Source organism: Trueperella sp. HMSC08H06, assembly GCF_001808465.1.
In the GTDB taxonomy this organism is placed as follows: Bacteria; Actinomycetota; Actinomycetes; order Actinomycetales; family Actinomycetaceae; genus Trueperella; species Trueperella bernardiae.
Genome location: NZ_KV793356.1, coordinates 34,347 through 61,325 on the forward strand (window position 1 = coordinate 34,347; position 26,979 = coordinate 61,325).

The 26,979-nt window shown below is 66.6% G+C and carries 23 protein-coding genes and 1 tRNA gene; 13 read left to right on the forward strand and 11 right to left on the reverse strand.

Translation table 11 applies throughout. The features are described 5' to 3' along the window. Positions 1-733: FG-GAP-like repeat-containing protein (locus HMPREF3174_RS09400; protein ID WP_168160566.1), on the forward strand; the 733-nt coding region annotated here is incomplete at its 5' end. A 197-nt stretch (positions 734-930) separates the two neighbouring features. Continuing rightward, positions 931-1,004 (forward strand) — tRNA-Met (locus HMPREF3174_RS05555). A 209-nt stretch (positions 1,005-1,213) separates the two neighbouring features. On the opposite strand, the gene HMPREF3174_RS05560 is transcribed toward HMPREF3174_RS05555, so the two are convergent. Next, entirely contained in the window at positions 1,214-2,209 is a 996-nt protein-coding gene (locus tag HMPREF3174_RS05560) for a calcium:cation antiporter (RefSeq protein ID WP_143602008.1), read from the reverse strand. Between the two features lie 162 nt (positions 2,210-2,371). On the opposite strand from HMPREF3174_RS05560, the gene HMPREF3174_RS05565 reads away from it, so the two are divergent. From HMPREF3174_RS05565 to HMPREF3174_RS05585, 5 genes are all read left to right on the forward strand, one after another. Beyond that, positions 2,372-3,064, forward strand: coding sequence for a succinate dehydrogenase cytochrome b subunit (locus HMPREF3174_RS05565; protein WP_062613493.1), 693 nt, complete (start codon positions 2,372-2,374; stop codon positions 3,062-3,064). After that, positions 3,061-5,079, forward strand: coding sequence for a fumarate reductase/succinate dehydrogenase flavoprotein subunit (locus HMPREF3174_RS05570; protein WP_083297693.1), 2,019 nt, complete (start codon positions 3,061-3,063; stop codon positions 5,077-5,079). The genes HMPREF3174_RS05565 and HMPREF3174_RS05570 overlap by 4 nt, the downstream gene beginning before the upstream one ends. Then, entirely contained in the window at positions 5,076-5,828 is a 753-nt protein-coding gene (locus HMPREF3174_RS05575) for a succinate dehydrogenase/fumarate reductase iron-sulfur subunit (RefSeq protein WP_062613494.1), read from the forward strand. Before HMPREF3174_RS05570 ends, HMPREF3174_RS05575 begins: the two co-directional genes overlap by 4 nt. Positions 5,829-6,038: 210 nt before the next feature. Continuing rightward, positions 6,039-7,247 (forward strand): LLM class flavin-dependent oxidoreductase, encoded by a 1,209-nt coding sequence (locus HMPREF3174_RS05580; protein ID WP_082661151.1) that lies wholly within the window; start codon positions 6,039-6,041, stop codon positions 7,245-7,247. After that, entirely contained in the window at positions 7,244-7,987 is a 744-nt protein-coding gene (locus HMPREF3174_RS05585) for a CE1759 family FMN reductase (protein ID WP_070448171.1), read from the forward strand. Before HMPREF3174_RS05580 ends, HMPREF3174_RS05585 begins: the two co-directional genes overlap by 4 nt. Here the strand turns inward: HMPREF3174_RS05585 and HMPREF3174_RS05590 are convergent. Genes HMPREF3174_RS05590 through HMPREF3174_RS05600 form a run of 3 tightly spaced genes read right to left on the reverse strand, consistent with a single transcriptional unit; the run spans position 7,984 to position 9,850 of the window. Next, on the reverse strand, positions 7,984-8,544 hold the full coding sequence (locus HMPREF3174_RS05590) for a dihydrofolate reductase (RefSeq protein ID WP_070448172.1): 561 nt from the start codon (positions 8,542-8,544) through the stop codon (positions 7,984-7,986). The genes HMPREF3174_RS05585 and HMPREF3174_RS05590 overlap by 4 nt on opposite strands. Next, positions 8,544-9,344 carry a thymidylate synthase gene (locus HMPREF3174_RS05595; protein WP_062613497.1) on the reverse strand — a complete coding sequence of 267 codons (801 nt, stop codon included), beginning with the start codon at positions 9,342-9,344 and terminating at the stop codon, positions 8,544-8,546. Before HMPREF3174_RS05595 ends, HMPREF3174_RS05590 begins: the two co-directional genes overlap by 1 nt. Continuing rightward, the gene (locus HMPREF3174_RS05600; protein ID WP_062613498.1) at positions 9,341-9,850 is read right to left on the reverse strand and encodes a DUF2505 domain-containing protein; all 510 of its coding nucleotides are present in this window, start codon (positions 9,848-9,850) and stop codon (positions 9,341-9,343) included. Before HMPREF3174_RS05600 ends, HMPREF3174_RS05595 begins: the two co-directional genes overlap by 4 nt. A gap of 39 nt (positions 9,851-9,889) precedes the next feature. Here HMPREF3174_RS05600 and HMPREF3174_RS05605 point away from each other — a divergent pair, with 39 nt between their 5' ends. Then, positions 9,890-11,317: a sensor histidine kinase gene (locus HMPREF3174_RS05605; protein WP_068538745.1), complete on the forward strand. Its 1,428-nt coding sequence runs from the start codon at positions 9,890-9,892 to the stop codon at positions 11,315-11,317. 65 nt (positions 11,318-11,382) lie between these two features. Here the strand turns inward: HMPREF3174_RS05605 and HMPREF3174_RS05610 are convergent, their stop codons facing one another. The 6 genes from HMPREF3174_RS05610 to HMPREF3174_RS05635 form a co-directional block, all read right to left on the reverse strand. Next, positions 11,383-11,625 carry a WhiB family transcriptional regulator gene (locus HMPREF3174_RS05610; protein WP_062613500.1) on the reverse strand — a complete coding sequence of 81 codons (243 nt, stop codon included), beginning with the start codon at positions 11,623-11,625 and terminating at the stop codon, positions 11,383-11,385. Between the two features lie 91 nt (positions 11,626-11,716). After that, complete coding sequence (locus HMPREF3174_RS05615) at positions 11,717-14,098, reverse strand: ABC transporter permease (protein WP_070448173.1); 2,382 nt, start codon at positions 14,096-14,098, stop codon at positions 11,717-11,719. Continuing rightward, positions 14,098-14,823: an ATP-binding cassette domain-containing protein gene (locus HMPREF3174_RS05620; RefSeq protein ID WP_068538710.1), complete on the reverse strand. Its 726-nt coding sequence runs from the start codon at positions 14,821-14,823 to the stop codon at positions 14,098-14,100. Before HMPREF3174_RS05620 ends, HMPREF3174_RS05615 begins: the two co-directional genes overlap by 1 nt. Continuing rightward, positions 14,820-15,506 (reverse strand): response regulator, encoded by a 687-nt coding sequence (locus tag HMPREF3174_RS05625; protein WP_062613503.1) that lies wholly within the window; start codon positions 15,504-15,506, stop codon positions 14,820-14,822. The genes HMPREF3174_RS05620 and HMPREF3174_RS05625 overlap by 4 nt, the downstream gene beginning before the upstream one ends. Next, positions 15,499-16,686: a sensor histidine kinase gene (locus tag HMPREF3174_RS05630; RefSeq protein WP_070448174.1), complete on the reverse strand. Its 1,188-nt coding sequence runs from the start codon at positions 16,684-16,686 to the stop codon at positions 15,499-15,501. The genes HMPREF3174_RS05625 and HMPREF3174_RS05630 overlap by 8 nt, the downstream gene beginning before the upstream one ends. Positions 16,687-16,738: 52 nt before the next feature. Next, on the reverse strand, positions 16,739-17,485 hold the full coding sequence (locus HMPREF3174_RS05635; RefSeq protein ID WP_070448175.1) for an SOS response-associated peptidase: 747 nt from the start codon (positions 17,483-17,485) through the stop codon (positions 16,739-16,741). Between the two features lie 52 nt (positions 17,486-17,537). Between HMPREF3174_RS05635 and HMPREF3174_RS05640 the strand changes: the two genes are divergently transcribed. Continuing rightward, complete coding sequence (locus HMPREF3174_RS05640; protein WP_246783065.1) at positions 17,538-20,189, forward strand: NAD-dependent DNA ligase LigA; 2,652 nt, start codon at positions 17,538-17,540, stop codon at positions 20,187-20,189. A 208-nt stretch (positions 20,190-20,397) separates the two neighbouring features. Here the strand turns inward: HMPREF3174_RS05640 and HMPREF3174_RS05645 are convergent, their stop codons facing one another. Further along, complete coding sequence (locus tag HMPREF3174_RS05645) at positions 20,398-21,657, reverse strand: phospholipase D-like domain-containing protein (protein ID WP_068538714.1); 1,260 nt, start codon at positions 21,655-21,657, stop codon at positions 20,398-20,400. A gap of 34 nt (positions 21,658-21,691) precedes the next feature. Here HMPREF3174_RS05645 and gatC point away from each other — a divergent pair, with 34 nt between their 5' ends. The 4 genes from gatC to HMPREF3174_RS05665 all read left to right on the forward strand — a co-directional run bounded on the left by gatC (position 21,692) and on the right by HMPREF3174_RS05665 (position 26,562). Continuing rightward, positions 21,692-21,991: an Asp-tRNA(Asn)/Glu-tRNA(Gln) amidotransferase subunit GatC gene (gene gatC / locus HMPREF3174_RS05650; RefSeq protein WP_062613508.1), complete on the forward strand. Its 300-nt coding sequence runs from the start codon at positions 21,692-21,694 to the stop codon at positions 21,989-21,991. Next, positions 21,991-23,487, forward strand: a complete 1,497-nt coding sequence (gene gatA, locus HMPREF3174_RS05655; RefSeq protein WP_070448177.1) for an Asp-tRNA(Asn)/Glu-tRNA(Gln) amidotransferase subunit GatA — start codon at positions 21,991-21,993, stop codon at positions 23,485-23,487. The genes gatC and gatA overlap by 1 nt, the downstream gene beginning before the upstream one ends. Positions 23,488-23,489: 2 nt before the next feature. Next, positions 23,490-24,986 (forward strand): Asp-tRNA(Asn)/Glu-tRNA(Gln) amidotransferase subunit GatB, encoded by a 1,497-nt coding sequence (gatB, locus tag HMPREF3174_RS05660; RefSeq protein WP_062613510.1) that lies wholly within the window; start codon positions 23,490-23,492, stop codon positions 24,984-24,986. Positions 24,987-25,173: 187 nt separating this feature from the next. Further along, the gene (locus tag HMPREF3174_RS05665) at positions 25,174-26,562 is read left to right on the forward strand and encodes an NAD(P)-dependent malic enzyme (RefSeq protein WP_062613511.1); all 1,389 of its coding nucleotides are present in this window, start codon (positions 25,174-25,176) and stop codon (positions 26,560-26,562) included. The last annotated feature ends 417 nt before the right edge of the window (positions 26,563-26,979 follow it).

A 26,979-nucleotide genomic window follows, 5' to 3' on the forward strand; every position in this document is an offset into this window, starting at 1 on the left:
TGATCGTTTTGCTGACCTGTGGGCGGTTGACAAGGACAACAGTCTGCGCCGCTACGCCTCTGTGGGCAACGGCACTTTCGCGGGCGGCGCTATCGTCGACTGCAACGCGGATGAGTTCACCGCTCTCGCCCCCATCCCGGACATGAACGGCGATGGGCGTGCGGACGTGCTGGTTCGCCACACAGACGGCACGGTGCACTTCTACTACTCTCAGGGTGATGGTTTCCTGACCCAGGGCCCGCAGGTGGGTCATGGCTGGAACGGCATGGACAACATTGTCTACGCCGGCAAGCTGGGAGGCTCGGGCTCCGAGTACGTGGTGGCACGCCACGTTACCACGGGCGATCTCTACCGCTACGTCGTCACGGCCAATGGGATGCACTCTGGCACGAAGATCGGCCACGGCTGGTCGTCGATGGCCACCATCCTTGGCCCCGGCGACCTCAGCGGCGACCGCAACGCTGACATCGTGGCGATCCGCGACGATGGCAAGATGTTCCTGTACAAGGGCGGCCGCGATGGCTTGATCGCCTACACGGCTCAGATCGGCCACGGCTGGTCGAGCTTCGTCCAGGCGACCATCCCGGGCGACGTGAACGGTGACGGCCGCTTCGACCTGGTCGGCGTTCGCAACGACGGCCGCCTGTTCACCTACTACAACACGGGCAAGAGCGGCTGGGCGAAGCCCATCCAGGGCGGCCACGGTTGGGACAACATTGATCTGATCGGTTAACGGCCACACGGCCGGCGGGTTGGCTCACACGGTGTCTGCCTGCCGCTGATCGGATCGAGGGGCGGGGGCTCGCATGCGCGGGCCCCCGCCCCGGTGTCTGCATCCACCCGCCTGGGCGAGCTTGGCGGATGGTGAGGAAGGGCACCACGGCCAACCTTGAATCCGGGACGCTGGCTGAATAGAGTAGGGGATGCCGACGCGGGGTGGAGCAGTTCGGTAGCTCGCCGGGCTCATAACCCGGAGGTCGTAGGTTCAAATCCTGCCCCCGCCACGAGAACAAGCCCGGGATCTCAGCCGAGATCCCGGGCTTTGCATTGCCCGACCCCGCCACGCTCAGCCACCTCGCTCGTCAGGGCCTGGCCATATGCAACGCTAATCCGCAATATGCAACGGCGAAAAGCAGTTTATTAACGTTGCACATGGGGAATTACCGTTGCACACGCGGGGAAGGGGAGTGAAGCCGGGCGGGAACCCCGGTCGTCAGGCGAGCAGTCCCGCCACGTAGGCGGCAAGCAACGTCAGGTGCCCCAGCCCGTGGGCCGCGTTGAATCGCCGGCCTGCCAGCGCCGTGGCTTGCAGGCCGAGCGTCGCCGCGAGGAGGGCCAGCTCCGTGCCTCCCACGCCAAGCACGATGTCTTGCCCGGTGGCGACCCCGATGAGCACCACGGCGGGGACCGAGCCGCCGAGTACCGATACGAGCGCGCCGTGGGTCAGGTTTGACACGCGCTGGCTCTGCCCTTCCCAGCCGGCAAGGAGCGTGGTGACGGTCTCGGGCAGGAGGACCACGCCCGCCACGATGAGGCCAACAATCGCGGTGTTGCCCACGGTCGCATCGAGCAGTGGGCCAAGCGCGTGGGAGAGCGCCACGATCGCCACCAAGGTGACCACGAGCCACACCAGGTTGCGAGCGACGGGCTCGGAGGAGCGCGGGGGCGAGTCGGCTTCGGAGAAGTCGCCCGCCCCCGGGCCGAGCTGGCGCCACATGAAAACCCCGTATGCTGCGACCAGCCCGACCCCGGCCATGACCGCCCAGCCGCCCCGGTATTCGCCCACCGCCCTCGGCAGCACGAATGCGCCCGTGCCGAGTACCCCGAGCGTTCCCAGGTACCAAGCCAGCGCCCGTGCCCGAATCGGCATCGGCCCGCGCCGGGCCACGTGGGCGAGGATGGCGCCGGCCAGGATCCCGTTGAGGATGAGCATTGCGGCGGAGAAGGCGGCGTCGCGCGCGATGGAGGCATGTGTGCCCGGGCCGAGCAGCACGCTCGCCACCATTCCCACCTCGATCACCATGATCGACAGGGTGAGGATGATCGTGCCGACGGGCTCGCCGAGCCGCCGTGAGAGCGCGTCCGCCCGCCGCTTCACCTCGAAGGAGGCATAGATGATGACGGCGAGGATTCCCGCCACGGTCACCGGCCCCGACAGGTCAACCACCAAGGTCAACCCCATGGCCAACCATGCAATCACAGCAGGCATGTGCCCTTTCTTGAGGGCCGTCCCTCGCCTGTGCCGCGTAGCGATCGGCAACACCAGCGCGGCGCCGGGCCGTCCCGGCAACTCCTCGAGCATACCCGATTCGGGACAAAGGTGTGAAGAATCACATCTGCGGCCTGGGACAATGGCAGGAAGGAGGCAACGATGCAACTGAAGGCTCCGCCCTCGTGGGCGTTGAAGGTCGTCATGGCGGTCACGGGCGCCATTTGGGCGATCTTCGTTCTCATCCACCTGTATGGAAATCTCAAGGTCTACATGGGTGCTACCAGCTTCGACGGTTACGCCCACTGGCTGCGCGAGGCGTTCTACCCGCTGTTCCCGAAGCTGGCCGTGCTCTGGATCATGCGCGTGGTGCTGGGCGCTTGCCTGGTCTTGCATGTGTGGGCGGCGTCGATCGTCTACATCCGGGGCCGGAAGTTCCGCGGCAAGCACCGGGCACGCAAGCTTCACGGCATCCAGGCGGTTTCGGCCCGGCTCATGCCGGTGACGGGCGTGGCGATCCTGGGCTTCCTCATTGTTCACATTCTTGACCTGACGGTTGGTCTGCAGCCGGTGGCCTCCGATTCCTTCCGCGGGCCCACGGCCGCCTCGTCCGCCGCCTACGGCAACCTGGTTGGCTCCTTTGAGCGCCCGGCGATGGCGATCTTCTACGTGCTCATCATGGTGTTGCTTGCGATTCACGTGGCACATGGCGCCTTCAACATGGCGGTCGACTTCGGTTCGATGGGCGCGCGCCTTCGCTCGGTCTTCATCTGGGTCGGCGCCCTGGCCGCGATCGCGATCCTCTTGGGCAACGCCTCAATTCCGCTCGCCGTACAGATGGGGTGGCTATCATGAGTTTCTTCAATTTCTTGCGCGGTTCTTCCGACGACGCCGCCGCCCGGCCCGCGTTCGCCGCGGACTTCACGCCGCCCCCGGCGAAGGTGCGCGGCACACGCCTTGGCTCGATCTTGGACGGCAACATCCCAGATGGCGATCCGGCCACCGCGTGGCAGCGCCGCAGCGACTCGTACAAGTTGGTCAGCCCGCTAAACACGAAGAAGTTCACGGTCGTCGTCGTGGGAACGGGACTGGCGGGCGCCGGGTGTGCCGCGGCGCTGGGGGAGCTGGGCTACAACGTCCACTCGGTCACCTACCACGACGCCCCGCGCCGCGCCCACTCGGTGGCGGCCCAGGGCGGCATCAACGCGGCCCGGGCGCGCAAGGTGGATGGCGATTCGCTCAAGCGCTTCGTCACCGACACGGTCAAGGGCGGCGACTTCCGCTCGCGCGAGGCGGAGGCCTTCCGGCTCGGCGAGGAGTCGATCCGCGTGATCGACCACATGAACGCGGTGGGCGCCCCCTTCGCCCGCGAGTACGGCGGCACGCTCGCCACGCGCTCGTTTGGCGGCGTGCAGGTCTCGCGCACGTACTACACGCGCGGCCAGACCGGCCAGCAACTCCAGCTCGCCTCCTCGCAGGCGCTCCAGCGCCAGATCCGCCGCGGCAAGGTCACGATGCACATTCGTTCGGAGATGCTGGACCTCATTATCGACGACGGCGTGGCCCGCGGCGTCGTCATCCGCGACCTCGTGACGGGTGAGGTGAAGGCGATCCCGGCACATGCCGTTGTGCTTGCGACCGGCGGGTATGGCTCGGTGTACTTCCAGTCCACGCTGGCGTTGAACTCGAACGCGTCGGCGGCGTGGCGTGCCCACAAACACGGCGCCTACCTCGCCCACGCCTCCTTCGTCCAGTTCCACCCCACCGCCTTGCCGGTCAGCTCGCCGTTCCAGTCGAAGACGATCCTCATGTCGGAGTCGCTACGCAATGACGGGCGAATCTGGGTGCCCAAGCGCGCCGGGGATGACCGTCCGCCTGAGCAGATTCCCGACGCCGAGCGTGACTACTACCTCGAGCGCAAGTACCCCGCGTTCGGCAACCTCACCCCGCGCGACATCGCCTCGCGCGCGGCCACCGAGCAGATCAACTCGGGCCACGGGGTGGGGCCGCTAAAGAACTCGGTCTACCTCGACTTCTCGGACGCGATGAGAGCCGTGGGCAAGGACGTGATCGCCGAACGCTACGGCAACCTGTTCCACATGTACGAGCACGCCACGGGTGAGAACCCGTACGAGACCCCGATGCGGATCGCGCCGGGAGCTCACTTCACGATGGGTGGGCTGTGGACCGATTTTGACCAGATGAGCTCGATCCCCGGGCTGTTCGTGGGCGGGGAGGCCGGCTGGTCGTACCACGGCGCGAACCGGCTGGGCGCGAACTCGCTGCTGTCGGCGTGCGTGGACGGGTGGTTCACCCTGCCGTTCTCGGTACCGAACTACCTGTCCAAGCATCTGGGCGAGGAGCTACCCGGCCCGGACTCGGCGCCGGTGAGGGAGGCGCTGGAGCGGGTACAGGCCCGCACGGACGCCTTCCTCGCGATCGGGGGAAGCCGCGGTCCGGTCCAGTTCCACCGTGAGCTCGGGGCCATCTTGTACGAGGGCTGCGGCGTGGGCCGCACGAAGAAGTCCCTGGAGAAGGCGATCGGCGAGGTCCGGCGCCTGCGCGGGGAATTCTGGGAGGACCTGTCGGTGCCCGGCGGGGATGCGCAGGTCAACCAAACCCTGGAGAAGGCCGGCCGCGTGGCCGACTTCCTGGAGCTCGCCGAGCTCATGTGCGTGGACGCGCTCGACCGCGAAGAATCGGCCGGGGCCCACTTCCGCTTCGAATACCAAGACGACGGCGAAGCCAAGCGCGACGACGCCCACTGGGCCTTCGCCTCGGCGTGGGAGAGCGCGCCGGACGGTTTCGTGCGGCACATGGAGCCGCTGACCTTCACGGCCGTGCCGTTGGCAACGAGGAGCTACTCATGAAACTGACATTGGAAATCTGGCGTCAGCCCGGGCAGGACGCCCCGGGCCGCTTCGAATACCACACGATGGAGGGTCTGGACGACTCGATGAGTATCCTCGAGCTCCTGGACCGCCTTAACGAGCAGCTGGTCAACTCCGGCAAGGAGCCCTTCACGTTCGAGTCCGACTGCCGTGAAGGCATCTGCGGGGCATGCGGCATTCAGGTGAGCGGCACCCCGCACGGTCCGGAGCGCAACACGCCGGCCTGCCACCAGCGCCTGCGCTCCTTCACGGACGGGCAGATGGTGCGGATCGAGCCGCTGCGCTCGGCCAGCTACCCCGTGCTGCGCGACCTCATGGTCAACCGCCACAAGCTCGACGAGGTGCTCGAGGCCGGCGCCCACGTGGCGATCAACGCGGGCACGGCCCCCGACGCCGACTCCGTGCCGGTGGACCACACCACCGTGGAGGACGCCCTCGATTTCGCCGCGTGCATCGGGTGCGGGGCGTGCGTGGCGGCCTGCCCCAACGGCGCAGCCCACCTGTTCGTGGGTGCGAAGCTCACTCACCTGGCGATGCTGCCGCTGCCGTCGAAGGAGCGGGCGCTCCGGGCGAAAGCGATGATCGCGGTGGCGGATCGGAACTTCGGGCCGTGCTCGAACTATGGGGAGTGCGCGGCGGTGTGTCCGGCGAACGTGCCGCTCGCGGCGGTGGCCGCCGTCAACAAGGAGAGGTTGCGGGCGTCCTTCATGCGCCGGCTGGATAAGTAGCTCGGTTGTCAAACATCAGGACTTTGAGGCCAAAAGCGCCGGTTGTGGCGACGAAAAGCCTCTAAGTCCTGATGCTCGACGCAGGCCTGTTGCGTCGCGTCCGAAACCCGATGGCCGAGACTGGGGAGGTGAAGCAGAACCCGGATAGTTGAGGTTTCAATTAAATGTGCTAGGATGTCTCCGAAGCTGATTATGCCCCAAGGAGACACCATGCAATTCGGAGTCTTTTCCGTCTCTGACATCACCACCGACCCCACCACCGGCCGCACGCCGAGCGAGGCCGAGCGCATCAAGGCCGCGGTGACGATCGCCAAGCACGCCGAGGACGTGGGTATGGACATCTACGCGATCGGCGAGCACCACAACCCGCCCTTCTTCTCCTCCTCGCCCACCACCTTGCTGGGCTACATTGGCGCGCAGACGAAGAAGATTATCCTGTCGACGTCGACCACGCTCATTACCACCAACGATCCGGTGAAGATCGCCGAGGACTACGCGATGCTCCAGCACCTGGTGGACGGGCGGATGGACCTCATGATGGGCCGCGGCAACACGGGCCCGGTTTACCCGTGGTTTGGCCAGGATATCCGCCAGGGTATCCCGCTCGCGATTGAGAATTACGCGCTGCTGCGCCGGCTGTGGGAGGAAGAGGAGGTGGACTGGCAGGGCAAGTTCCGCACGCCTCTGCGTGGCTTCACGTCCACCCCGCGCCCGCTGGATGGGGTGGCGCCCTTCGTCTGGCATGGCTCGATCCGCTCGCCGGAGATTGCCGAGCAGGCCGCTTACTACGGGGACGGCTTCTTCCACAACAACATCTTCTGGCCGATGAGCCACACCCGGCAGATGATCGCGCTCTACCGCCAGCGCTTCGCCCACTACGGGCACGGCACGCCCGAGCAGGCGATTGTGGGCCTGGGCGGGCAGTTCTACATCGCGAAGGATTCGCAGACCGCCAAGCGCGAGTTCCGCCCCTACTTCGACAACGCGCCCGTGTACGGGCACGGACCCTCGCTCGAGGACTTCTCGGAGCAGACCCCGTTGACGGTCGGCTCCCCGCAGGAGGTCATCGACCGCACGCTCGGCTTCCGCGAGCATGTGGGGGACTACCAGCGCCAGCTCTTCCTCATCGACCACGCCGGCCTGCCGCTCAGGACCGTGCTTGAACAGCTCGACTACCTGGGCGAGATCGTGCCTGTCATGCGCAAGGAGTTCGAGGCGATGCGGAAGCCCGGTGTGCCGGACGCCCCCACGCACGCCGCTCGGGTGGCCGCGCGTCGTGAGGCGGGAATCGCGTACGAGGAGGGCAAGACGTACGTCGACGACGTCACCGGCGCCTCCTTCTACGCCCAGCAGGACACCCAGGCGGCCTCCGTCAACCTCGCCGACCAGCTCCTGCGAGACGCGGAGGGCGAGCGATGATCGCGGTGGTGTCGGCGTCGCTGTCGGAGTCCTCGACCACGCAGCAGCTGGGCCGGGCGATGGCGGAGGCGTACGTGAGCGCGCACGGCGGGCAGGTGCAGATGATCTCGCTGCGCGAGCTGGCCCACGACGTCACCGACGCGATGCTCACCGGCTTCCCCTTGCCCGCGCTCGCTAAGGCCTTCGAGCAGGTGAGGGGCGCGGAGGCGCTCATCGCGGTGACGCCGGCCTACAACGCCTCCTACTCGGGCCTGTTCAAGTCCTTCTTTGACGTGCTGCCCGAGGGGTACCTGGCCGGCAAGCCCGTGGCGATCGGTGCGACGGGCGGCACGCCCCGGCACTCGCTCGTCACCGAGCACGCGATCCGGCCGATGATGACCTACCTTCACGCGAACGTTGTGACGACTGCGGTCTACGCTGCCACCGAGGACTTCGGCGCGCACGCCGCCGATTCCGACGCCGAGGGCGGGGCGAGCCTGCGCCGCCGAATCCGGCGCGCGATGGACGAGCTGGCGGTCATCGCCCAGGCCGGGCGGCCCGCGGGCAGCTTGGTTGCCGTCCAGGCAGGCGCGGGCGACGGTGTTGTGGGCGCGGGGCAGGCGGGTTCAGGCGCGGGGGCGGGCGCCGGCGTCGTGAATGCGGCCGACAGCCAGCCGGTCGACAGTCAGTCGGATGACGTCGCCGAAGCGAAGGCCCTGTTCGCGGACTTCACGCCGATGTCGGACCTGCTGGGAGACTAGAGCGGCAGCTCGCCGAGCGCGGCGGCCAAATCCCCGGGGACAAAGCCGGAGCGGCGGCGCCTGTAGGCGCTTACCCGGAAGCGCATGCCGTTCTCGGCCACGTGCCACCCGCGGAAGGGCTCGGTGCCCACGGGTTCCCAGTTGAACGGGATGGCGGGGGCGAACGCGTCGGCGTCGGGAACGTCGATGTCGATGTCCGTGACCACGACGCCGTCCGCCTTCTTCATCGCCGCCTCATACAGTTGCGCCCCGCCCACGATCCACACGAGCCCCTCGCCAGCGGCCTCCTCGCCCAGGGCGATCGCCTTATCCAGCGAGCGGGCCACCAGGGCGTCGTCGGAGGAAAAGCTCTCGTCCCGGGTGAGCACGATGTTCGTGCGCCCGGGCAGCGGGCGGTAGCGCTCGTCGATTGACTCCCACGTCCGGCGGCCCATGATGACGGGGTGGCCGGTGGTCATGCGCCGGAAAAACCGCATGTCTTCGGGCAGGTGCCAGGCCATCGCGCCGCCGCGGCCGATCGCCCGCTCATGCCCCTGGGCCCAGATCATCCCCAGCATTACACGGCCACCGGGGCGTGAATCGCGGGGTGATGCTGGTATCCCTGGGAGGCGAGGATGTCGTCCATGTCGTAGTCGAAAATGGAGTCGGCCTTCTTCAGCTCGAGCGTAGGGAAGGGGTAGGGTTCGCGCGAGATCTGCTCACGCACCTGGTCCACATGGTTCAAATAAATGTGGCAGTCCCCGCCCGTCCACACGAAATCGCCCACGTCCAACCCCGCCTGCTGGGCCACCATGTGCGTGAGCAAGGAGTAGGAGGCGATGTTGAACGGCACGCCCAAGAACAGGTCCGCCGACCGTTGGTACAGTTGGCAGGACAGCTTGCCGCCGGCCACATAGAACTGGAACAGGGCGTGGCAGGGCTGCAGGGCCATGTCGTCGAGGTCGGCCACATTCCACGCCGACACAATCATCCGCCGCGAATCCGGGTTCTTCTTCAACTTCTCTACCACGTTCGCGATCTGGTCAATGTGCTCTCCGGACGGGGCCGGCCACGAACGCCACTGGTAGCCATAGACGGGCCCGAGTTCGCCGTCGTCGTCAGCCCACTCATCCCAAATGGAAATCCCGCGCTCCTGAAGCCAGCGCACATTCGTATCCCCGCGCAAAAACCACAGCAGTTCGCCTTTGACCGCCTTCATCGCTACAAACTTCGTGGTGATGCGCGGAAAGCCCTCGGCCAGGTTGTAGCGCAGCTGGCGGCCAAACACGGACAGCGTGCCAGTGCCGGTGCGGTCGCCCTTGCGCTCTCCGTTTTCTAGGACGTCGGCCAGCAGATCCTCGTATTGACGGTTAATCATTCTTCCTCCGTGCGCCGCCGCAGGACCTCGGCGTTGACCAGATCAGTATCCTTGGCAATGACCTTACTCAGCTGGTCTACCACCATCTTCTCGATTCGGCCACCAATAAAAGGCACCGACACCTTGATCTCGCCGCTGATCTTCGCCGCGGTGGTCGCGCCGGTGTCAGCGAGCAGGAAGGTGAGCGAGCCGGCCACGGGCGCGCCCGACACATCGATCGTGTACGGGATCTTCGCCCCGTCCACGCGCCCGGCCTCGTTGTGGACCACGGGGGTGGCCGTTGCAAAAACCTTCGCGCCGTGTGGGAAGAAGGAGCGCGCCGCCGCCGGGATCTGCTCGGTCGGAACCTGGAGGCGGAAGGAATGCGTGGCGCCGTCGTCGGCAAAATCGGCCAACTCCGCGACGCCCGCCGCACGCGTGCGTGCGCGGAACAACTCGGGCGACGTCAGCACATCCAGCACGAGCTCAAGCGGGCCGACGTAGCTGGTTTCAGAAACAAACTTCATAGCTACTATTCAACACGATTAATCATTACAGTTGGAACTGTGTCTACACTCTCCCGCATTCTCAGCCGTGACTCGCACCTGAACGAGCGTCAGCGCGAATGGCTCCACCACCTCACCGGCGAGTGGCAGATCATCGCTGACATCACTTTCTCCGACCTTGCCCTCTACATCCGCGTCGAATCGGGCGTAATGACGGCCGCGCAGGCCCGCCCCGCCACCGCCACCACCGTCCACCAAACCGACTTCGTGGGCGAGATCGTCCCCGACGACGAGGCGGCCGTCATCGAGAAGGCCGCCACCACCGGCGAGCAGGTTTTTGGGCACGACGACGACGTCGACGTGCGGCTTGTGCCCGTGCGATTCGAAGGGGAGGTCATCGCGGTGCTCGGGGTGATCACCGCCAAGTTCGTGGACCGCGTGCCGATGGTGCTGCTCGCCAATTATGAGTCGATCGCGGACGCGCTCATCGCCATGGTAACCACCGGGGAGTTCCCCATCGACGGCTCGCCTTCGGGCTACCGGCACGGCACCCCGCGCGTCACGGACGGGCTCATTCACGTGGACACCGAGGGCGTGACCATCTACGCCTCGCCGAACGCGATCTCTAACCTGCGCCGGCTCGGCGTGGAAAAGCCGCTCCAGGGCGCGATGCTTGCCACCGAAGTGATCGAACTAGATGGGGTGTCCCGCGTGGACGAGGCCCTGCCGCTCGTGCTCATGGGCCGGGCCGCGTGGATGACCGAGATCGAGCGCAACGACGTGGTCATCTCCTTCCGTGCCGTGCCCCTGCTGGTCAAGGGCGTGCGCCACGGGGCGCTCGTGCTCTGCCGCGACATCACCGAGCTGCGCCGCCAAGAGCGCGTGCTCATGAGCAAGGACTCCACAATCCGCGAGATCAACCACCGCGTGAAGAACAACCTGCAGACGGTGTCGGCGCTGCTGCGGATGCAGGCGCGCCGTGCAGGGGAGGGCATGACCCGGGCCGCGCTGGAGACGGCGCAGCGCCGCGTGGCCACAATCGCCGTGGTGCACGAGAAGCTGTCACAAACCATCGACGAGGTTGTGGACTTCGATCAGGTGTTCGTGCCGGTCATGCGCATGGTACGAGACGTTGGCGTTACTGGGGAGCCGGTGATCACCACGTTCGAGGGCACCTTCGGGCGCGTGCGAGCCGAGGAGGCTACGGCGCTCGGCGTGGTGATGAACGAGATCATCTCCAACGCCATAGAACACGGACTGCCGGGGGGCGGACGGCTCGACATCCGCGCCCAACGCGACGGCACCCGGCTCCACATCGAGGTGGCCGACGATGGCGTCGGCGTGGGCGACCACCGCCCCTCCGGCCTCGGCACCCAGATCGTGAGGACAATGGTGCTCTCCGAGCTCAGGGGCAATATCGAGTGGCTCCCTCGTGAGGGCGGGGGCACCGTTGTGGTGCTCGACCTCAACATCCGTTCCCAGGCCTAGGGCCGGGTCGGCCGGGCATAAGAAAAGCGGGCCTCGCTGACGGGGCCCGCGAAAGCTCCCAGCGATTAGCGGCGCACGCGCGCCGTGCGGCGCTTGAGCGTGCGGCGCTCGTCTTCCGACATGCCGCCCCACACGCCGGCGTCCTGGTTGTTGTCCAGGGCCCATTTAAGGCACACCTCCTGGACGTCGCAACGCTGGCACACGGCCTTGGCGCGCTCGACCTGTGCCATGGCGGGACCCGAGGAGCCGATCGGGAAGAAAAGCTCTGGATCCTCGTTGAGGCATTCTGCGCGGTGGCGCCAATCCATGACCTAGTCTCCTAACGCATTGTTTAACACTGGCTTATACGCCCTTAACCTTTTCAGGTTTTGTGTGCCCGGTAAAGGAAAAAAAGTGTGATTAACGCCCAATTTCCGCGTAATCTCGGGCTTTTGTGCGCTTTGACACGTCGACATGGTATCCGAGTATGCCAAGGGCGAGGCACCCGAGCAGGATCGACCCGATGTTGAGGGCGAGCGTGACGATCGGGATACTCGGCTCGTGCGGGGTGGCCCACCCGTGGAGGGTCATGAGCAGGAGGGTGCTTCCCACCCCAAGCCCCACCCCGGTCACTGAGGTCACGAAGGCGCTTGCCATTCCCTGGCTCAGTCGCCGCTGGCGGATGCGCAGCCCGGTCATACCCTTGGAGCGCAGGTAGCGGGTCTCGAGGGACTGGTCGGCGAGGTACCGGGGCACGTGCAGGTAGGCGGCGAAGCCAAGCACGGCGATGACGCTCGTTTGGATGATGGCCGCGATTTGTGACACGTTCGCGGGCGCCTCTTGCGGGGGTGTGATGGCGAGGGTGAGGAAGGGCCGGTCCTCACCGGGGGTGAGGGAGGCTTCGAGGCGGCTGAAGTCCTCGGAGATGTGGTGGTGGTCGGCGAGCCGGATCCACATGGCGGTGGGCTCGAGGTCGCCCAGCCCGGCCGAGGAGATGAGCGCGAAGGGCACGTCGGCAACGGTCACGTTCACGTTCGTCGAGCGGGTGAATCCTTTGGCGTCGATGTAGGTGAGGTTCATGGAGCTCGGCACGTTGTTGGTCCCGCGCGGAACGAGCAGCGTGCCCGGCTCGATCCGCCGCCCGAGGTAGTCCTCGGCCTCCCCGGGATCCACGGCATACAGTGCCCCGGGCTGGAAGTCTTCGGGCTCCCATCCGGAGGTGTTGAGCAGGTGGTAGGTGAGGGTGGCAGAGGCTCCGCCCCAGTCGTGCACGGCCTGGATGTCGGCGTCGGAAATGGAAGCGGAGGTGACCCCGGCGGTGATGGACAGGTCGTAGAGGTTGGCGAGGCGGTCGTCGTTGGCGGTGAGCGTGGAGTAGGTGGTGTGGAGGGCACCGAGCGCGGCGGAGGACATGAGGATGACGAACAGCGACACGGTGGTCATCGTGGCGGTGAGCGATCGCGGCAGGAGTGAGAAGGCTGAGCCGACGTGGAAGGACTTGGTCAGGCGCCTCGTCACGACGACGATCACCCCGTACGCGACCAGCGTGGCAGCTGCGAGGGCCAGCAGTGAGACGACGACGCCGCCCGCGCTCACGTTCGCGCTCAGCGCGCCGGGCATTGCGACCGTGGCGTACAGGAAGGCGGCAGCGAAAAGCACGATGGCGGGGCTGGCCGTGCGGATGGCAGGTTTCCAGGCGTTGGTGGTGCGCAGGTAGGTGGACAGGATGCCGGTGGCGGTGCCGATCACCGTGGCGAGGGCCACAGCCACGAACGCCCAGAACGTTGCCGCGGCGGGGAAGCCGATGCTCGCGGGCAGGAAGGGGGCCCCGCTTTCGGCGCGCGCGATGGAGGAGGCACCCATCGCCCCCGCGTAGCCCACCCCGATGCCGAGCAGATAGGTGAGACCGGCGACGACGCCGACCTCCCGGCCGAGCATCCGGTGGCGGCGCAGGGCCGACAGGCCGAGGGAGCGCAGGGCCTGGCTCTCGGTGGTGCGCCGGCGGGCCACGCCGACCACGGTCATGTAGACCACCGTGGTGGCGGTGATGAAGGCGGTGGTGAGCAGCCAGGGAGTGGCCTCGGTCAGGGTATCCAGGGCGTCGCGCTGGCGGGCATATTCGACGTCGTAGCGGTCCTGGGCGTTGACCACCACGGTGCCAGGGATCTCGAGGATTTCCGCCTGGAGGGTATCGGGGTCGGCGGTGGGAAGGACGCGCACCTCGATCCCGCCCTGCTCGTTGCCTTGGGCGGCCACGAAGTTGGGGTTGGGTTCGGTGGTGATCGCCTCGAAGCCCACCGGGTCAAGGAGCCGGGAGCGGGTATAGATCCCGGAGACGCTATATCGCTTGGCCACGTCCCCTCCCGCCACGGTCAGCTCGTCGCCGGCCTGGACGTGGAGGGCGCTGGCCAGCTGGTGGGTCACCGCGATCTCGCGCGGGGATGCGGGGAATTCACCGAAGATGATCTCCTGGGTACGTAGCACGGGCGGGGCGAGGGAGCGGATGGAGACGGGCAGGTGCTCGGTCTCGGTCAGTACCTCGGCCAGAAGCGAAGAATCGACGAAGACGGTCTCCACCTGGTCCAGCTCGCCGATCTGCTCGGCAACGGCCAGGGCCGTGTCGGCCTCCGAATACACCACCAGGTCCGAGTGCGGGATCGACTTCTTCACCGACAGGGCCAGCGTGTGGTCGGCGAACCCCAGCATGGTGGTGACGAAGAATACCATGGCGGCGGCGTAGGTCAGTGCCACGCCGGCAAGCAGGTGGGAGGGCCAGTGATGCTCGAGTTGCTGGCGCAGCATCAGGGTTCCTCGCTGAAGATGACACGCAGGGTATCGAGGATCGAATCGAGGGTGGGGGCGTTGAGCTCGGCGGTGATGCGCGAGTCGGTCATGAGGTACACCCTGTCGGCAGACACGGCGGACATCGGGTTGGAGGTGAAGGTCACCACGGTCATGCCGCGCTCGCGGGCACACACCCGCAGCAGCGCGTACAGGGTCTCCCGGTCGGCGCGGGTGAAGCCGTCGGTGGGCTCGTCGCACAGGACCACGCGGCGCCCGGCCATGACGAGGGCGGCGAGCGCGCACTTGTTCTGCTCGATGAGCGGAACCGCGTCAGGGTAGTGGCCGAGCACCTGGGACAGGCCGAACAGGTCGATGATCTCCGTGCGCTCCTGCGTGCTCACGCGCGTGCCGTTGAGCTTGGCGGGCAGGTCCAGGTTCTCCCCAAGGGTGAGCGCGGGCAGGAGGTTGTCCTGCTTGAACAGCAGGGCGAACGTGGAGGCGCGCATGCGCTCGCGCTCAGCGTCGGAGGTGCTGGCGAGGTCGACGCCGTCGACCACCACGCTACCCGAGGTGACGCGCTCCATCCCGCCCAGCACGTTCATGAGGGCCGACATGTCGGAGTCGAGCCCACCAAGCACGGTGGTAATGGAGGAGTCGGGGATGGTGAGGGAGACGTCGTCGAGGACGGTGCGACGCTGGCGGCCCACGCCGCTGTCGAGGCGGACGTACTCGGCCTCAATCACCCGAGATCACCCGGGCGCACGAGCCCGGCTTCGTAGGCGAGCACCACGGCCTGCACCCTGTCACGGGCGCCGAGCTTGGCGAAGATGCGCCCCACGTGGGTCTTGATCGTGGCCTGGGCGACGTCGAGCTCCTCGCCGATCTCCGTGTTCGATAGCCCCTTGGCCATGTGGTAGAGCACTTCGCGCTCACGTTCGGTGAGCACGTCGACAATCTGCGGGCGCAACGCGCGATCCTCCACCGCTTTCTGGGCGATGTAGGACACGAGGCGCTTGGTGGACGACGGCGCGATGACGGCGTCGCCACGGTGGACGGTGCGGATGGAGGAGAGCATCTGGTCCGGCGGGGCGTCCTTGAGGAGGAAGCCGGAGGCGCCGCCGCGGATGGCGCGCATGACGTACTCGTCCAGGTCGAAGGTGGTGAGAATGATGACCTTCGGGCGCACCCCGTGCGGGAATTCCATCTGGTTGATCCGCTCGGTGGTCTCCAGCCCGTCCATGCCGGGCATGCGGATGTCCATGAGTACGACGTCGACCGGCACGAGTGCCAGCCGATCCAGGGCCTGCTTGCCGTGCGAGGCCTCGAGCACGGTACACATGTCGTCTTGGGAGTCGATGACCATGGAAAACCCGCTGCGCACGAGGTCCTGATCGTCGATGAGGCCCACCCGAATCTTGTCACACATGACTGTTCCTTTCGCCGGGGGTTGGAATTGTTGCTGTCACTCTAAATCCGCCGCTCGAGCGCGGTCCGCTGACCACAGTACCGCCGAAGACGGCGGCCCGCTCGGTCATGCCGATGATTCCGTGGCCCTTGCCGTCGTTGAAGGTGGCGGCCCCGCGGCCGTTGTCGCTGATGTCGAGCACCACTTCGGTCGGGCGCCAGTGGAGGGAGACCGTGATGGCGGCGTCGGGGCCGGCGTGCTTGAGGGAGTTGGTGAGGGCCTCTTGGCAGATACGGTAGAGGGCCTTGCCCACGCCAACTGGCAGTGGGCGCTGGGAGCCGGTGGTCACCAGGGCGACCTCGTGGCCGGCGGAGCGCACCTGCTCGACCAGCTGGAGCAGGTCGGCGTCGACGGGCTCAGGCGCGAGCGGGGCGTCGATTTCCTCCGGGTCGCGGAGCACGCCGATGATGGAGCGGATGTCGCCGAGGGCCGCACGGGACATGTCGGCGATGACGTCGAGCGCGCGCACCGCCGCTTCGGGGTTGTTTTTGGCGGCGTAGCGCCCCCCGTCGGCCTGGGCGATGACGACGGAGAGGGTGTGGGCCACGATGTCGTGCATTTCGCGGGCGATGCGGGTGCGTTCGGAGACGACGGCGAGCTCGGCGTCGCGCTCGGCGTTGACCTGGGCGATCTGGGCGTCGACGATGATGTGGTCGAGTTGGTCGTACTGGGCGCGGCGCAACAGGGCCACCGCCGCCGTGGCGATGACGATGGCCTGGCCGGCGAAGACGAGGAAGATGACGAGCAGGTGGGGGGACTCGCTACCCGCGTACGGCAGCACGAGGAGGAACGCGCCGAAGCAGGCGCCCAGGATCGCGGGGATCTTCATTGTGACCGAGCCGAAGGCGAGCACAGCGTAGAGCGCGAGGAGGACGGCCACGTCCTGCGGGAAGAACTCGGTGGGGAAGGCCACGTAGCGCACGAGCGCCGCCAGGTAGACCGTGATGCCGGCGGGGACGGGGTGCGTGCGGCGGAAGAAGGTGCCGAGCACGGTGGCGACGCCGGAAGTATACAGTAGCGCGTCGTGGAGGAGGTCGATGCCGAGCACGTCAGCGGGGATCAGCAACGTGAGGAAGGCGACCAGGAGTGCCAACAGCAAGTCGCCGGGGAAGGATCCGCGGATGGTGGCAAATTCGTTCATGGCATTAGGGTACGGGGTAAAAATCGGACGCCTTTCATACCGGGGGTGTGCCTCAGGTGCGGGCGATGTTCTGCGGTGAGTTGTTGCGCACGTTACCCACCGCCCGGCCCACCTCGTGGAAGGACAGCTGGGGTCCGGGGCGTTCGAGAGCGGTGAGCAGCGCGGGGTCGTCGTTGGCGGGGTCGAGCCACATGTCGTACTCGGAGGGCTCAAGGATGAGTGGCACCCGATCGTGGATCTGCGCCAGTTCGACCTCGGCCGCGCGCGTGACGATCGCGGCCGTCAGCAGCCACTCCTGCCCGTCCTTCCACCAGCCGTACAAGCCTGCGAACGCGAGCGGGCCGGATTCGCGGTAGAGGTAGAGCGGGGTCTTGTCCGGCTTGCGCCACTCAAAGTACCCCGACGCCGGGATAATGCACCGCCGCTTCTTCAGGGCTGGCGCGAACATACGCTTCTCGGCCAGCGTCTCCATGCGCGCGTTGATCATCGGCCGGGTGGTGTCCTTCGCCCACGGCGCGATGAGCCCCCAAAACGCCGGGGTGAGGGCGCGAACGACGCCGGGCGCGCCCTCCTCGCCAGGGGAGTCGGGCGCTTCGGGAGGTGTGGACGCGGGTGGGGTGACGGCGTCGCGAAGCGGCTCATCCCCGGGCTGGGGCGGGCGCTCGAGGACGATGGGGATGTCCTGGGTGGGCGCGACGTTCCAGTTGGGGGTGGGGGAGTAGGAGTCGGCGGCGACGTCGAGGCGGAACTCGAGCTGGATGTCGGTCCGAGACATCGTGGTTGCGTATCGTCCACACATGCCCCCAGCCTACTGGAAGAAAAATGTCGGAGGGATGGGAGACAATGAGGGGGTGAATATCGAAGAAGCAACAACACGCTGGAATGAGCTGGCGCCCAAGCTGCGCCGCGCGCAGGAGGCCTACCATTCGACGGGCGAGCCGATCATGGTGGACGCCACGTATGACTCGCTGATTGCGCAGATGCGCGCGCTCGAGGATCGCTTCCCACAGCTGTGGAGCCCGCAGTCGCCCACGATGAAGGTGGGGGCGAAGGTGGCGCGCGGGGCGGTGGCCGAGCTGCGCCATGCCGAGCGCATGTACTCGCTACAGGACGTGTTCAGCCGCGAGGAGCTGGCCACGTGGTTTGCCGGGATCACGGGCGAACTGCCGGAAGGGAGTCGGTTTACGGCCGAGGTGAAGATCGACGGGCTGGCGCTCAACCTGACGTACCGCGGCGGCGTGCTGGAGACCGCGGCCACGCGCGGGGACGGGGTGACGGGCGAGGACGTGACGCGCAACGCGCTCGCGATCCAGGCGATCCCCGCGCGGCTTTCGGGGGAGGAGTGGCCGGAACTGGTGGAGGTGCGCGGGGAGGTCTACTTCCCGATCGCGAAGTTCACCGAATTCAACGATCTGGTGGAGGCGCGCAACGAGGAGGTGGCGCGGCGCAACCAGGAGATCGATGCCTATAACAAGGCGCTGCGTGCCAAGAACGCCGGCCGGGCGAAGGAGGGGCTGGCGCCGCTACCGCGCCTGCAGCGCGAGGGGCTACTCAAGACGTTCGTCAACCCGCGCAACGCGGCGGCTGGAACGATGCGCCAGGAAGACAACACGGGCTTCGCGATCAAATCGCTGAGTTTCATCGCCCACGGGATCGGGGCTCTCGAGGGCGCCTCGGAGGCACTGCAGGAAAAGATGGCCACCCAGGAGGGCGTCTATGAGGTGTTCCGGGCGTGGGGGCTGCCCGTGTCGGGGCAGACGCGGATGGTGTCCACTCTGGCGGAGATTGAGGATTACCTCGATGAGTTTCAGGGGGCGCGGGCGTCGCTCGATCACGAGTTTGACGGCGTGGTCATCAAGCTGGAGGACCGGCGCGTGCAGGCACAGCTTGGCTACACGGCGCGCGTGCCGCGCTGGGCGGTGGCCTACAAGTTCCCGCCCACCGAGGTCCAGACCCGGCTGCTCGATATCCAGGTGCAGGTGGGCCGCACGGGGCGCGTCACGCCGTTCGCGGTGATGGAGCCGGTGTGGGTGGACGGCTCCACGGTGGCCCAAGCCACCTTGCACAACCCATTCGAGGTGGAGCGTAAGGGCGTGATGATCGGCGACGTGGTGATCTTACGCAAGGCGGGCGACATCATCCCCGAGGTGGTGGGCCCGGTGCTGGCGGAACGGGACGGCTCGGAGCGTGCCTTCGTCATGCCCACGCACTGCCCCGCGTGCGGGGGCAAGATCGCGCCGGCGAAAGAGGGGGATAAGGACCTGCGGTGTACGAACACGCGCTCGTGCCCCGCGCAGTTGCACCAGCGGGTGATCCACATCGGCTCGCGCGGCGCGCTCGACATCGAATCGCTGGGGGAGGAGTCCGCGCAGTGGCTGGCCGATCCGGACCGCTACCGGGCCGACGTGCTGATCGCGCTCGCCACCGGGCACGCGATTGAGCTCACGGATGAGGAGGCGCTCGCCGCGCATGAGGCCGGCTGGCCGCTGGAGGACGCGGCCGACCCGCGCGTGCGGATCGTGCTTACGCTTGAGCAGCGGGTGGAGCTGGGAATCACGAATGAGGACGGGGCGCTGCTCGACCCGGAGGGCGTGATTGGGGAGGAGCTCCAGCGCGAGCTCGGGATCCCCACAGCACAGAAGCCCTTCCTTGACACCGAGGCGCAGCTGTTCGCCCTCACGGCCGCGAGCCTGGAGGGTGTGCGAACATGGCTACCGATTCGGCTTGCCGGCGAGCACACGGGTGACTGGCGCTACGTGAGGGCCGGCTGGACCAAGCCGGCGTGGTCGCGGACCGGGCGCGCGGGCGAGGCGGGTGCGGGCAGAGCCGCGGAGGGGGCCGCGCCGGAGGGTGCCGCGCGGGCGGGCTTCGAGGTGAAGACGATCTCGGCACCGTCGAAGACGTTGGAGAAGGTGCTCGCCGAAATCGAGAAGGCAAAGACGAAGGAGCTGTGGCGCAAGCTCGTGGCGCTCAACATCCGCCACGTGGGGCCGGTGGCCTCACGGGCGCTCGCGGTCCACTTCGGCTCGCTGGAGGCGATGCTGGCCTCAGGGCGCGCCCAGGTGGAGGCGGGGGAGGCGCCCTTCTCCGAGATCGACGGGGTGGGCGAGATCATCGGCCGCTCGCTGCTCGACTGGTTCGAGGAACCCTGGCATTGCGAGATCGTGGACGCCTGGCGGGCGGCCGGGGTCACTTTTGAGGACGAGCGCCCAGCCGGTGGGACCGGCACGGATGGTGCGGAGGGCGCGGACGGCGTCGTGCGGCCGTTCGAGGGCATGACGATCGTGGTGACCGGCGCGGTGGAAGGCTTCACGCGTGACGGGGTGGCCGAGGCGATCATGAAGGCGGGTGGTAAGGCCACCGGCTCGGTGTCGAAGAAGACCACCGTGGTGGTGATCGGGGAAAACCCGGGCGCGTCGAAGACTACGAAGGCGGAGGCGCTCGGCATTGAGACCTGGAGCGCGGAGGAGTTCCTGCGCAGGCTCGGCCGGGCGGACGGCTAGGGGGCGGCGGTGCGGCGTGCGTGGGCGTAGCGTTAGGCGGGTGAGGTCGCCGATCGGCCAGCGCGGGTAGTCGCGCCGGAGTGTCGTCGTTAAACGCTCCTGGAGCTTCGCCGTTTGCTCGATGAGGGCGTGAGTCCACGTGGCGGTGGACTCGATACCGTCCAACAAGTTCAAATCCGGCCAGGGAAAACTGCCCCGCGCGCTGACCTTAGAGTAGCGGGGCCAGCGGGCGCAGGATCCGCTCTGTGACCCGGGCCAGGGTGCTGCGCTGAGACCATTGGGCGGCAGTGAGCTCGCGGGAGTTGGACATGTCCAGCTCGAAGATCTCCTCCATGATCTTGGCGAACGGGTTGTTGAACACTTCGACGTTGATTTCGAAGTTGCCGTCCATGGAGATCCGGTCAATGTTGGTGGTGCCGACGGTGGACCAGATGCCGTCCACGGTCATGGTTTTGGCGTGGATCATGGCTTCCCGGTAGAGGAAGATCCGCACCCCGGAGGCCAGCAGGTCCTTGTAGTAGGGCCGACCCACCCAGTCGGCCACGATGTGGTTCGAATACTCGGGGATGAGCACTCGCACATCCACCCCGCGCCTCGCGGCGGAGATGAGGGAGTGGAGGATCCCGGCGTCGGGAATGAAGTAGCCCATGGTGATGTAGACGTGGTGGTAGGCCCGGTCGATGGCGCCGAGGTAGGAGGCGCGCACGGGGTAGGACTTGAAGGCGGGCACGTTTTGCGTGGCGATCACTTTCGACGACCAGTGCGACAGCCCGCGGTCGGGCAGCTCGGGTTGGGAGTTGGGCCGGTAGACGTTCCACATGTCGACGAACGCGTTCTCAAGCTCCCACACGGACGGGCCTTTGATGCGTAGGTGGGTGTCGCGCCAGGTGTCGGCGTAGAGGGAGCCGATGTTGTAGCCGCCAACGAATCCGATCTCCTGGTCGACCACCAGCAGCTTGCGGTGATCGAAGCCGCGGTCGCGTCCGTTGCCGGTGAAGATGCCGGTGCGTAGGAGGGGGAAGAGGATGACGTGCAGGTTCTCTTGTTCGGGGAAGTTCCGAAAGCGTGGGTCTTGGTTGAGGTTGCCGAAGGTGTCGATGATGATGTACACCTGCACGCCGCGCCGGGCGGCGGCGATGAGGGCATTGCGGAACTGGTAGCCGACCTCGTCGGCCTTGATGATGTAGGTCTCGAAGAAGACTTGCTCGCGCGCGCCGTCGATAGCTTCGAGCATGTCGGCATAGAGGTCTTCGCCGAAGGTGTAGACGGTGAGGTCGGAGCCGGAGACGGTGGTGGTGCGTGGGGGCAGGGTGGGGAATTTGCCGGTGGGCGGGTTGCGACGTTTGCGGTGCTCGTCCACGGCGAGGACGGCGGCGACGGCGGCGAGCTGGGCACCGACGCCGGCGAGCACCCCGTACTTGAGGAGACGCTTGGGGGTTTCGCGATTTGGTCGCAGGAAGCGTGACATGTGCTAATAGTATCGAACGGGTTAGACTTTCCTCATGTCAAAGTTTTCAAAAGACGAGGTGGCCCGCCTGGCCGACCTCGCACGCATTTCCCTGACGGACGCGGAGATCGAGCAGTTCGCTGGCGAGCTGTCCACGGTCTCGAACGCGATGGAGAAGGTCTCCGCGGTCGCTTCCTCTGATGTTCCGGCTACCTCCCATCCGATTCCGCTCACGAACGTGTGGCGTGAGGATGTGGTGGGCACTGAAAAGCTGGATCTTGACCTGGTATTTGCTTCGGCGCCAGCCAATGAGGACGGCAAGTTCGCGGTGCCGCAGATCTTGGGGGAGGAATAATGGAGTTGCTGAAGAAGTCTGCAGTCGAGCTGGCGGCGATGTTGCGCGCCGGCGAGGTCACCTCGGTTGAGTTGACGCAGGCGTGCCTTGACCGGATTGAGGCGGAGAACGGGCACCTGAATGCGTTTCTTTTCGTTGACGCCGATGGCGCGCTCGAGATTGCGCGGGCTGTCGACGCCGATCGCGTGGCTGGCAAGGAGTTGCCGCCTTTCGCCGGTGTTCCGGTTGCGATCAAGGACAATATCTGCCAGCTGGGTACCCCGGTGACGTGTGGTTCGAAGATGCTGGAGGGCTGGATTTCACCCTATGACGCCACGGTGGTGAAGAACCTCAAGGAGGCCCGGCTGCCGATCGTGGGGCACACGAACATGGACGAGTTCGCGATGGGTTCGTCCACGGAGAATTCGGCGTTTGGCCCCACCACGAATCCGTGGGGCGAAAACCTGATTCCGGGTGGTTCGGGTGGCGGCTCGGCCGCGGCGGTGGCGGCGTACATGGTGCCGTGGGCGCTGGGCTCGGATACGGGCGGTTCGATCCGTCAGCCGGGCGCGGTGACGGGCACGGTGGGCGCCAAGCCCACGTACGGCAACGTGTCGCGTTATGGCGTGGTGGCGATGGCGTCGTCGTTGGACCAGGTGGGCCCGTGTGCTCGCACGGTTGTCGACGCGGCGGCCCTGCAGGAGATCCTTTCCAGCCACGATCCGCACGATTCGACGTCGCTGCCCCAGGTTGCGACCGGCCTGCACGACGCGGCGGCCGAGGGCATGGCCGCGCAGGATCTGGCGGGCCTGCGGATCGGCGTGGTGAAGGAGATGTCGGGGGATGGCTTCGAGCCGGGCGTGCTCGCCGTCTTTGAGGAGACCGTGGAGAAGCTGAGGGCGCGCGGGGCGGAGGTCACGGAGGTGTCCTGCCCGGCGTTTGATTCGGCGATTGCGGCGTACTACCTCATCATGCCGGCGGAGGTCTCCTCGAATCTGGCGCGCTTTGATGGGGTGCGGTATGGCAACCGTGTGGAGCCGGAGTCTGGGCCGGTCACGGCTGAGACGATGATGTCGGCCACGCGCGGGGCGATGTTTGGTGCGGAGGTGAAGCGCCGCATCATCCTGGGCACGTACGCGCTGAGCTCGGGCCACTATGACCAGTTCTACGGCTCGGCGCTGAAGGTGCGCACGCTCGTGCATCGGGACCTGGACGCGGCGTTTGAGCAGGTGGATGTTCTGGTCACGCCCACGGCCCCCACGGTCGCCTTCGAGTTTGGCTCGAAGAAGGATGACCTGATGGCGATGTACATGAATGATATGACCACCACGCCGGCGAACCTGGCGGGCGTACCGGCGGTGTCGGTGCCGGCGGGGCTGGCGGACGGGTTGCCTGTGGGCTTCCAGGTGATCGCGCCGGCGCATGAGGACGCGCGCATGTACAAGGTGGCGGCGATGGTGGAGGTGGTCACGGACCCCTCCGCCCGCGAGTGCCCGATCGAAGTGGGGGAGAAGTAGAGATGGAAGAATTGATGGATTTTGACGAGGTCGCCGCGAACTTCGACCCGGTGCTCGGGCTTGAGGTGCACGTGGAGCTCGCCACGACGACGAAGATGTTCGACGCCGCCCCCAACGAGTTTGGCGGGGAGCCCAACGTTAACACCACCCCTGTCTCGCTTGGCCTGCCGGGCGCGTTGCCGGTGGTGAACAAGAAGGCAATCGAGTATGCGATCCGGCTCGGCCTGGCGCTCAACTGCAAGATCGCTGAATCGTGCCGGTTTGCGCGGAAGAACTACTTCTACCCGGACCTGTCGAAGAACTTCCAGACCTCCCAGTCGGACGAGCCGATCGCCTACGACGGCCACCTTGATGTGGAGCTCGACGACGGCGAAGTCTTCCGCGTGCTCATCGAGCGCGCGCACGTGGAGGAGGACGCGGGCAAGAACACGCACGTGGGTGGCGAGGGCCGCCTGCAGGGCGCCACGCATTCGCTGGTGGATTACAACCGTGCGGGCGTGCCGCTGGTGGAGATCGTGACCCGCCCGATTGAGGGCGCGGGGGCGCGGGCGCCGGAGGTAGCTGCGAAGTACGTGCAGACCATCCGCGATATTGCGCGCGCGATCGGGGTGTCGGAGGCGCGCATGGAGCGTGGCAACGTCCGCGCCGATGTGAACGTGTCGCTGCGCCCCAGCCCGGACGCGCCGCTGGGCACGCGCACGGAGACGAAGAACGTCAACTCCTTCCGCGCGATCGCCCGTGCGGTCGAGTTCGAGATGTGCCGCCAGGCCGCGGTGCTGTCCTCGGGCCAGGCCGTGTTGCAGGAGACGCGGCATTGGCAGGAGGCCAATTCGACGACGTCGCCCGGCCGGCCCAAGTCGGATGCTGACGACTACCGTTACTTCCCCGAGCCGGACCTGGTGCCGATCGCGCCTCCGGCGGAGTGGGTGGAGGAGATCCGCGCGTCGTTGCCGGAGATGCCGGCCGCGCGTCGTAAGCGGCTGACGGCCGAGTGGGGCGTGTCGGAGATGGAGATGCGTGACATCGTCAACGCCGACGCGCTGGACTTCATCAGCGATTCGGTGGACGCCGGGGCGAGCCCGGCGGGTGCTCGCAAGTGGTGGATGGGTGAGCTGGCCCGCTACGCGAAGGACAACGAGCTGGCGCTGGCTGACGTGCCGGTGAGTGCGGCCGATGTCGCCGAACTGGATGGGCTGGTACAAAGCGGCAAGCTGACCGATAAGCTCGCCCGCCAAGCCCTGGATGGGGTGTTGGCCGGGGAGGGCAGCCCGGCTGAGGTGGCGGCGTCGCGCGGGCTGGAGGTTGTGTCCGACGACGGGGCGCTCGGTGCCGCCGTAGACGAGGCGCTGGCCGCGAACCCGGACGTGCTGGAGAAGATCCGGGCGGGCAAGGTGCAGGCAGCCGGAGCGATCGTGGGCGCGGTCATGAAGGCCACCCGCGGCAAGGCGGATGCGGCGCGCGTGCGCGAGCTCATCATGGAGCGCTCGGGCCAGGCCTAAGTGCTCAGGGCGCGGTAGCGTGTGCGGGAACCCCGGCGGATGGTCGCCGGGGTTTTCCCTTGCGAGGTCACTGGTCGGTGGGCGGAGGCGCGTGGTGATACGGGGTTTCCCGGTGGATGAAACTTTGGGGCCTTGGGCCCGGTGACCTGACAGAATAATCCCGCAAGTACGAGAGACAAGGCAGAATATGGCAAAGCCGAGACCGAGTTATGCGGTGACGTTGCGCATCGAGATTCCCTACGACGATCACGCAGTGCCGCGTATCACCAACGAAATCAGCTACGAAGACGCGCTGATCACGGGAATTGACATGGTGCGTTCCGACGACGAGCACCTGCTGTTCGACGTCACGTGCATGACGCACGACCTGGATCACGCGAAGAAGATCCGCAAGAAGCTGCAACGCACCGAGGGCGTGATCGTGCATGGGATTCACGACGCGACCGTGCAGGCCCACCTGGGCGGTAAGATCGAGGTGACGCTCAAGCGCCCGCTGAAGACGCGCCAGGACCTGTCGAAGATTTACACGCCGGGTGTGGCGGCGATCTGCGAGAGGATCGTGGAGGATCCGAGTGAGGCGCGCAGGCTCACGATTAAGCGCAACACGGTCGCCGTCGTAACCGATGGGACGGCCGTGCTGGGCCTGGGGGATATCGGGCCGCTGGCCGCGATGCCCGTCATGGAGGGCAAGGCGGCGCTGTTCAAGAATTTCGCAGGCGTGGATGCGTGGCCGGTATGCCTGGACACGAAGGACACCGAGGAGATGATTGCGATCGTAAAGGCGATCGCGCCCGGGTTTGCGGGGATCAACTTGGAGGACATCTCGGCGCCGCGGTGTTTCGAGATCGAGCGCAGGCTGCGCGAAGAGCTCGACATTCCGGTCTTCCATGACGATCAGCACGGCACCGCGGTTGTGGTGCTGGCGGCGCTGATTAACGCGCTGAAGGTGGTTCACAAGAAGATCGAGGACGTGCGGATTGTGGTGTCGGGCGTAGGTGCGGCCGGCAACGCCATCATCCGCCTGCTCACGAGCCAGGGCGCCCACGATATCATCGGCTGCGGGCGCAACGGCGCGCTGGGAGCGTTCCGCGAGGAGGCCGACCCGGACCGCAACTGGCTGGCGCTAAACACCAACCCGCGCCAGGTGCAGGGTAGCCTCAAAGAGGTACTGGCGGGCGCGGACGTGTTCATCGGCGTCTCGGCGGGAAACATCCTTGACGGGGACGACATCGCGACCATGGCCGACGACGCCGTGGTGTTCGCCCTCGCTAACCCCACGCCGGAGGTGGATCCGGGCGTTGCGGGGGATCATGCGGCGGTGGTGGCCACGGGCCGGTCGGACTATCCGAACCAGATAAACAACGTGCTGGCCTTCCCGGGTTTGTTCCGCGGAATGCTGGACGTGCGGGCGGGCGAGGTGACCGACCAGATGCTGGTGGTTGCCGCGAACGCGATTGCGGCGGCGGTGGAGCCGGCGGAGCTGAATTCGGCGTTCATCATTCCGGGTGTCTTCACGCCCGACCTGGCTGAGAAGGTGGCGGGCGCGATTCGCGAGGAGTTCGCCAACGGGCAGTAGTAAAGAAAAGGGCGTGAATGCGCGCAAGCGGCGGGCACGCCGGGCACTTGGAGCGCGAAAGGGAGCCCGCATATAGCACAGATCGCTGGGGGCGCGCCGATTCCGACGCGCCCCCAGCCCTATGTCATGCGTCATGGTCGGCCTTTCCGCCTGTTTTCGCAGTTCAGAGCGGTGTGAGGAGGGGCACGGCGCTGAAGTTTGACGTTGTGGGCGCAAGGTGTGTAAATTCTTTTCTTGCCGCCGGAGCGTGAGACTCACGGGACGAGCGGCAAACATCTTTCCGATTATGTGATCTAGACACCGGGATTTGACTCCGGTCGAAAGATGAAGTAAGTTGGAGAGGTTGCTCCCGAGGGGCGCAGCGAAGAACGCTCGCTGGTCTCGCGAGTGGGTGTGTTGTTTGATATCTCAATAGTG

Coding starts and splice junctions, on each gene's coding strand:
- HMPREF3174_RS05560 (WP_143602008.1), bottom strand. CDS start 2,209: ATGCCTGCTGTGATTGCATGGTTGGCCATGGGGTTGACCTTGGTGGTT.
- HMPREF3174_RS05615 (WP_070448173.1), bottom strand. CDS start 14,098: ATGCTGCGCCAGCAACTCGAGCATCACTGGCCCTCCCACCTGCTTGCC.
- HMPREF3174_RS05665 (WP_062613511.1), top strand. CDS start 25,174: ATGGCAAAGCCGAGACCGAGTTATGCGGTGACGTTGCGCATCGAGATT.
- gatA (WP_070448177.1), top strand. CDS start 21,991: ATGGAGTTGCTGAAGAAGTCTGCAGTCGAGCTGGCGGCGATGTTGCGC.
- HMPREF3174_RS05625 (WP_062613503.1), bottom strand. CDS start 15,506: ATGTGTGACAAGATTCGGGTGGGCCTCATCGACGATCAGGACCTCGTG.
- HMPREF3174_RS05570 (WP_083297693.1), top strand. CDS start 3,061: ATGAGTTTCTTCAATTTCTTGCGCGGTTCTTCCGACGACGCCGCCGCC.
- HMPREF3174_RS05630 (WP_070448174.1), bottom strand. CDS start 16,686: ATGAACGAATTTGCCACCATCCGCGGATCCTTCCCCGGCGACTTGCTG.
- HMPREF3174_RS05575 (WP_062613494.1), top strand. CDS start 5,076: ATGAAACTGACATTGGAAATCTGGCGTCAGCCCGGGCAGGACGCCCCG.
- HMPREF3174_RS05595 (WP_062613497.1), bottom strand. CDS start 9,344: ATGATTAACCGTCAATACGAGGATCTGCTGGCCGACGTCCTAGAAAAC.
- gatC (WP_062613508.1), top strand. CDS start 21,692: ATGTCAAAGTTTTCAAAAGACGAGGTGGCCCGCCTGGCCGACCTCGCA.
- HMPREF3174_RS05590 (WP_070448172.1), bottom strand. CDS start 8,544: ATGCTGGGGATGATCTGGGCCCAGGGGCATGAGCGGGCGATCGGCCGC.
- HMPREF3174_RS05565 (WP_062613493.1), top strand. CDS start 2,372: ATGCAACTGAAGGCTCCGCCCTCGTGGGCGTTGAAGGTCGTCATGGCG.
- HMPREF3174_RS05645 (WP_068538714.1), bottom strand. CDS start 21,657: ATGTCACGCTTCCTGCGACCAAATCGCGAAACCCCCAAGCGTCTCCTC.
- HMPREF3174_RS05610 (WP_062613500.1), bottom strand. CDS start 11,625: ATGGATTGGCGCCACCGCGCAGAATGCCTCAACGAGGATCCAGAGCTT.
- HMPREF3174_RS05585 (WP_070448171.1), top strand. CDS start 7,244: ATGATCGCGGTGGTGTCGGCGTCGCTGTCGGAGTCCTCGACCACGCAG.
- HMPREF3174_RS05600 (WP_062613498.1), bottom strand. CDS start 9,850: ATGAAGTTTGTTTCTGAAACCAGCTACGTCGGCCCGCTTGAGCTCGTG.
- HMPREF3174_RS05580 (WP_082661151.1), top strand. CDS start 6,039: ATGCAATTCGGAGTCTTTTCCGTCTCTGACATCACCACCGACCCCACC.
- gatB (WP_062613510.1), top strand. CDS start 23,490: ATGGAAGAATTGATGGATTTTGACGAGGTCGCCGCGAACTTCGACCCG.
- HMPREF3174_RS05635 (WP_070448175.1), bottom strand. CDS start 17,485: ATGTGTGGACGATACGCAACCACGATGTCTCGGACCGACATCCAGCTC.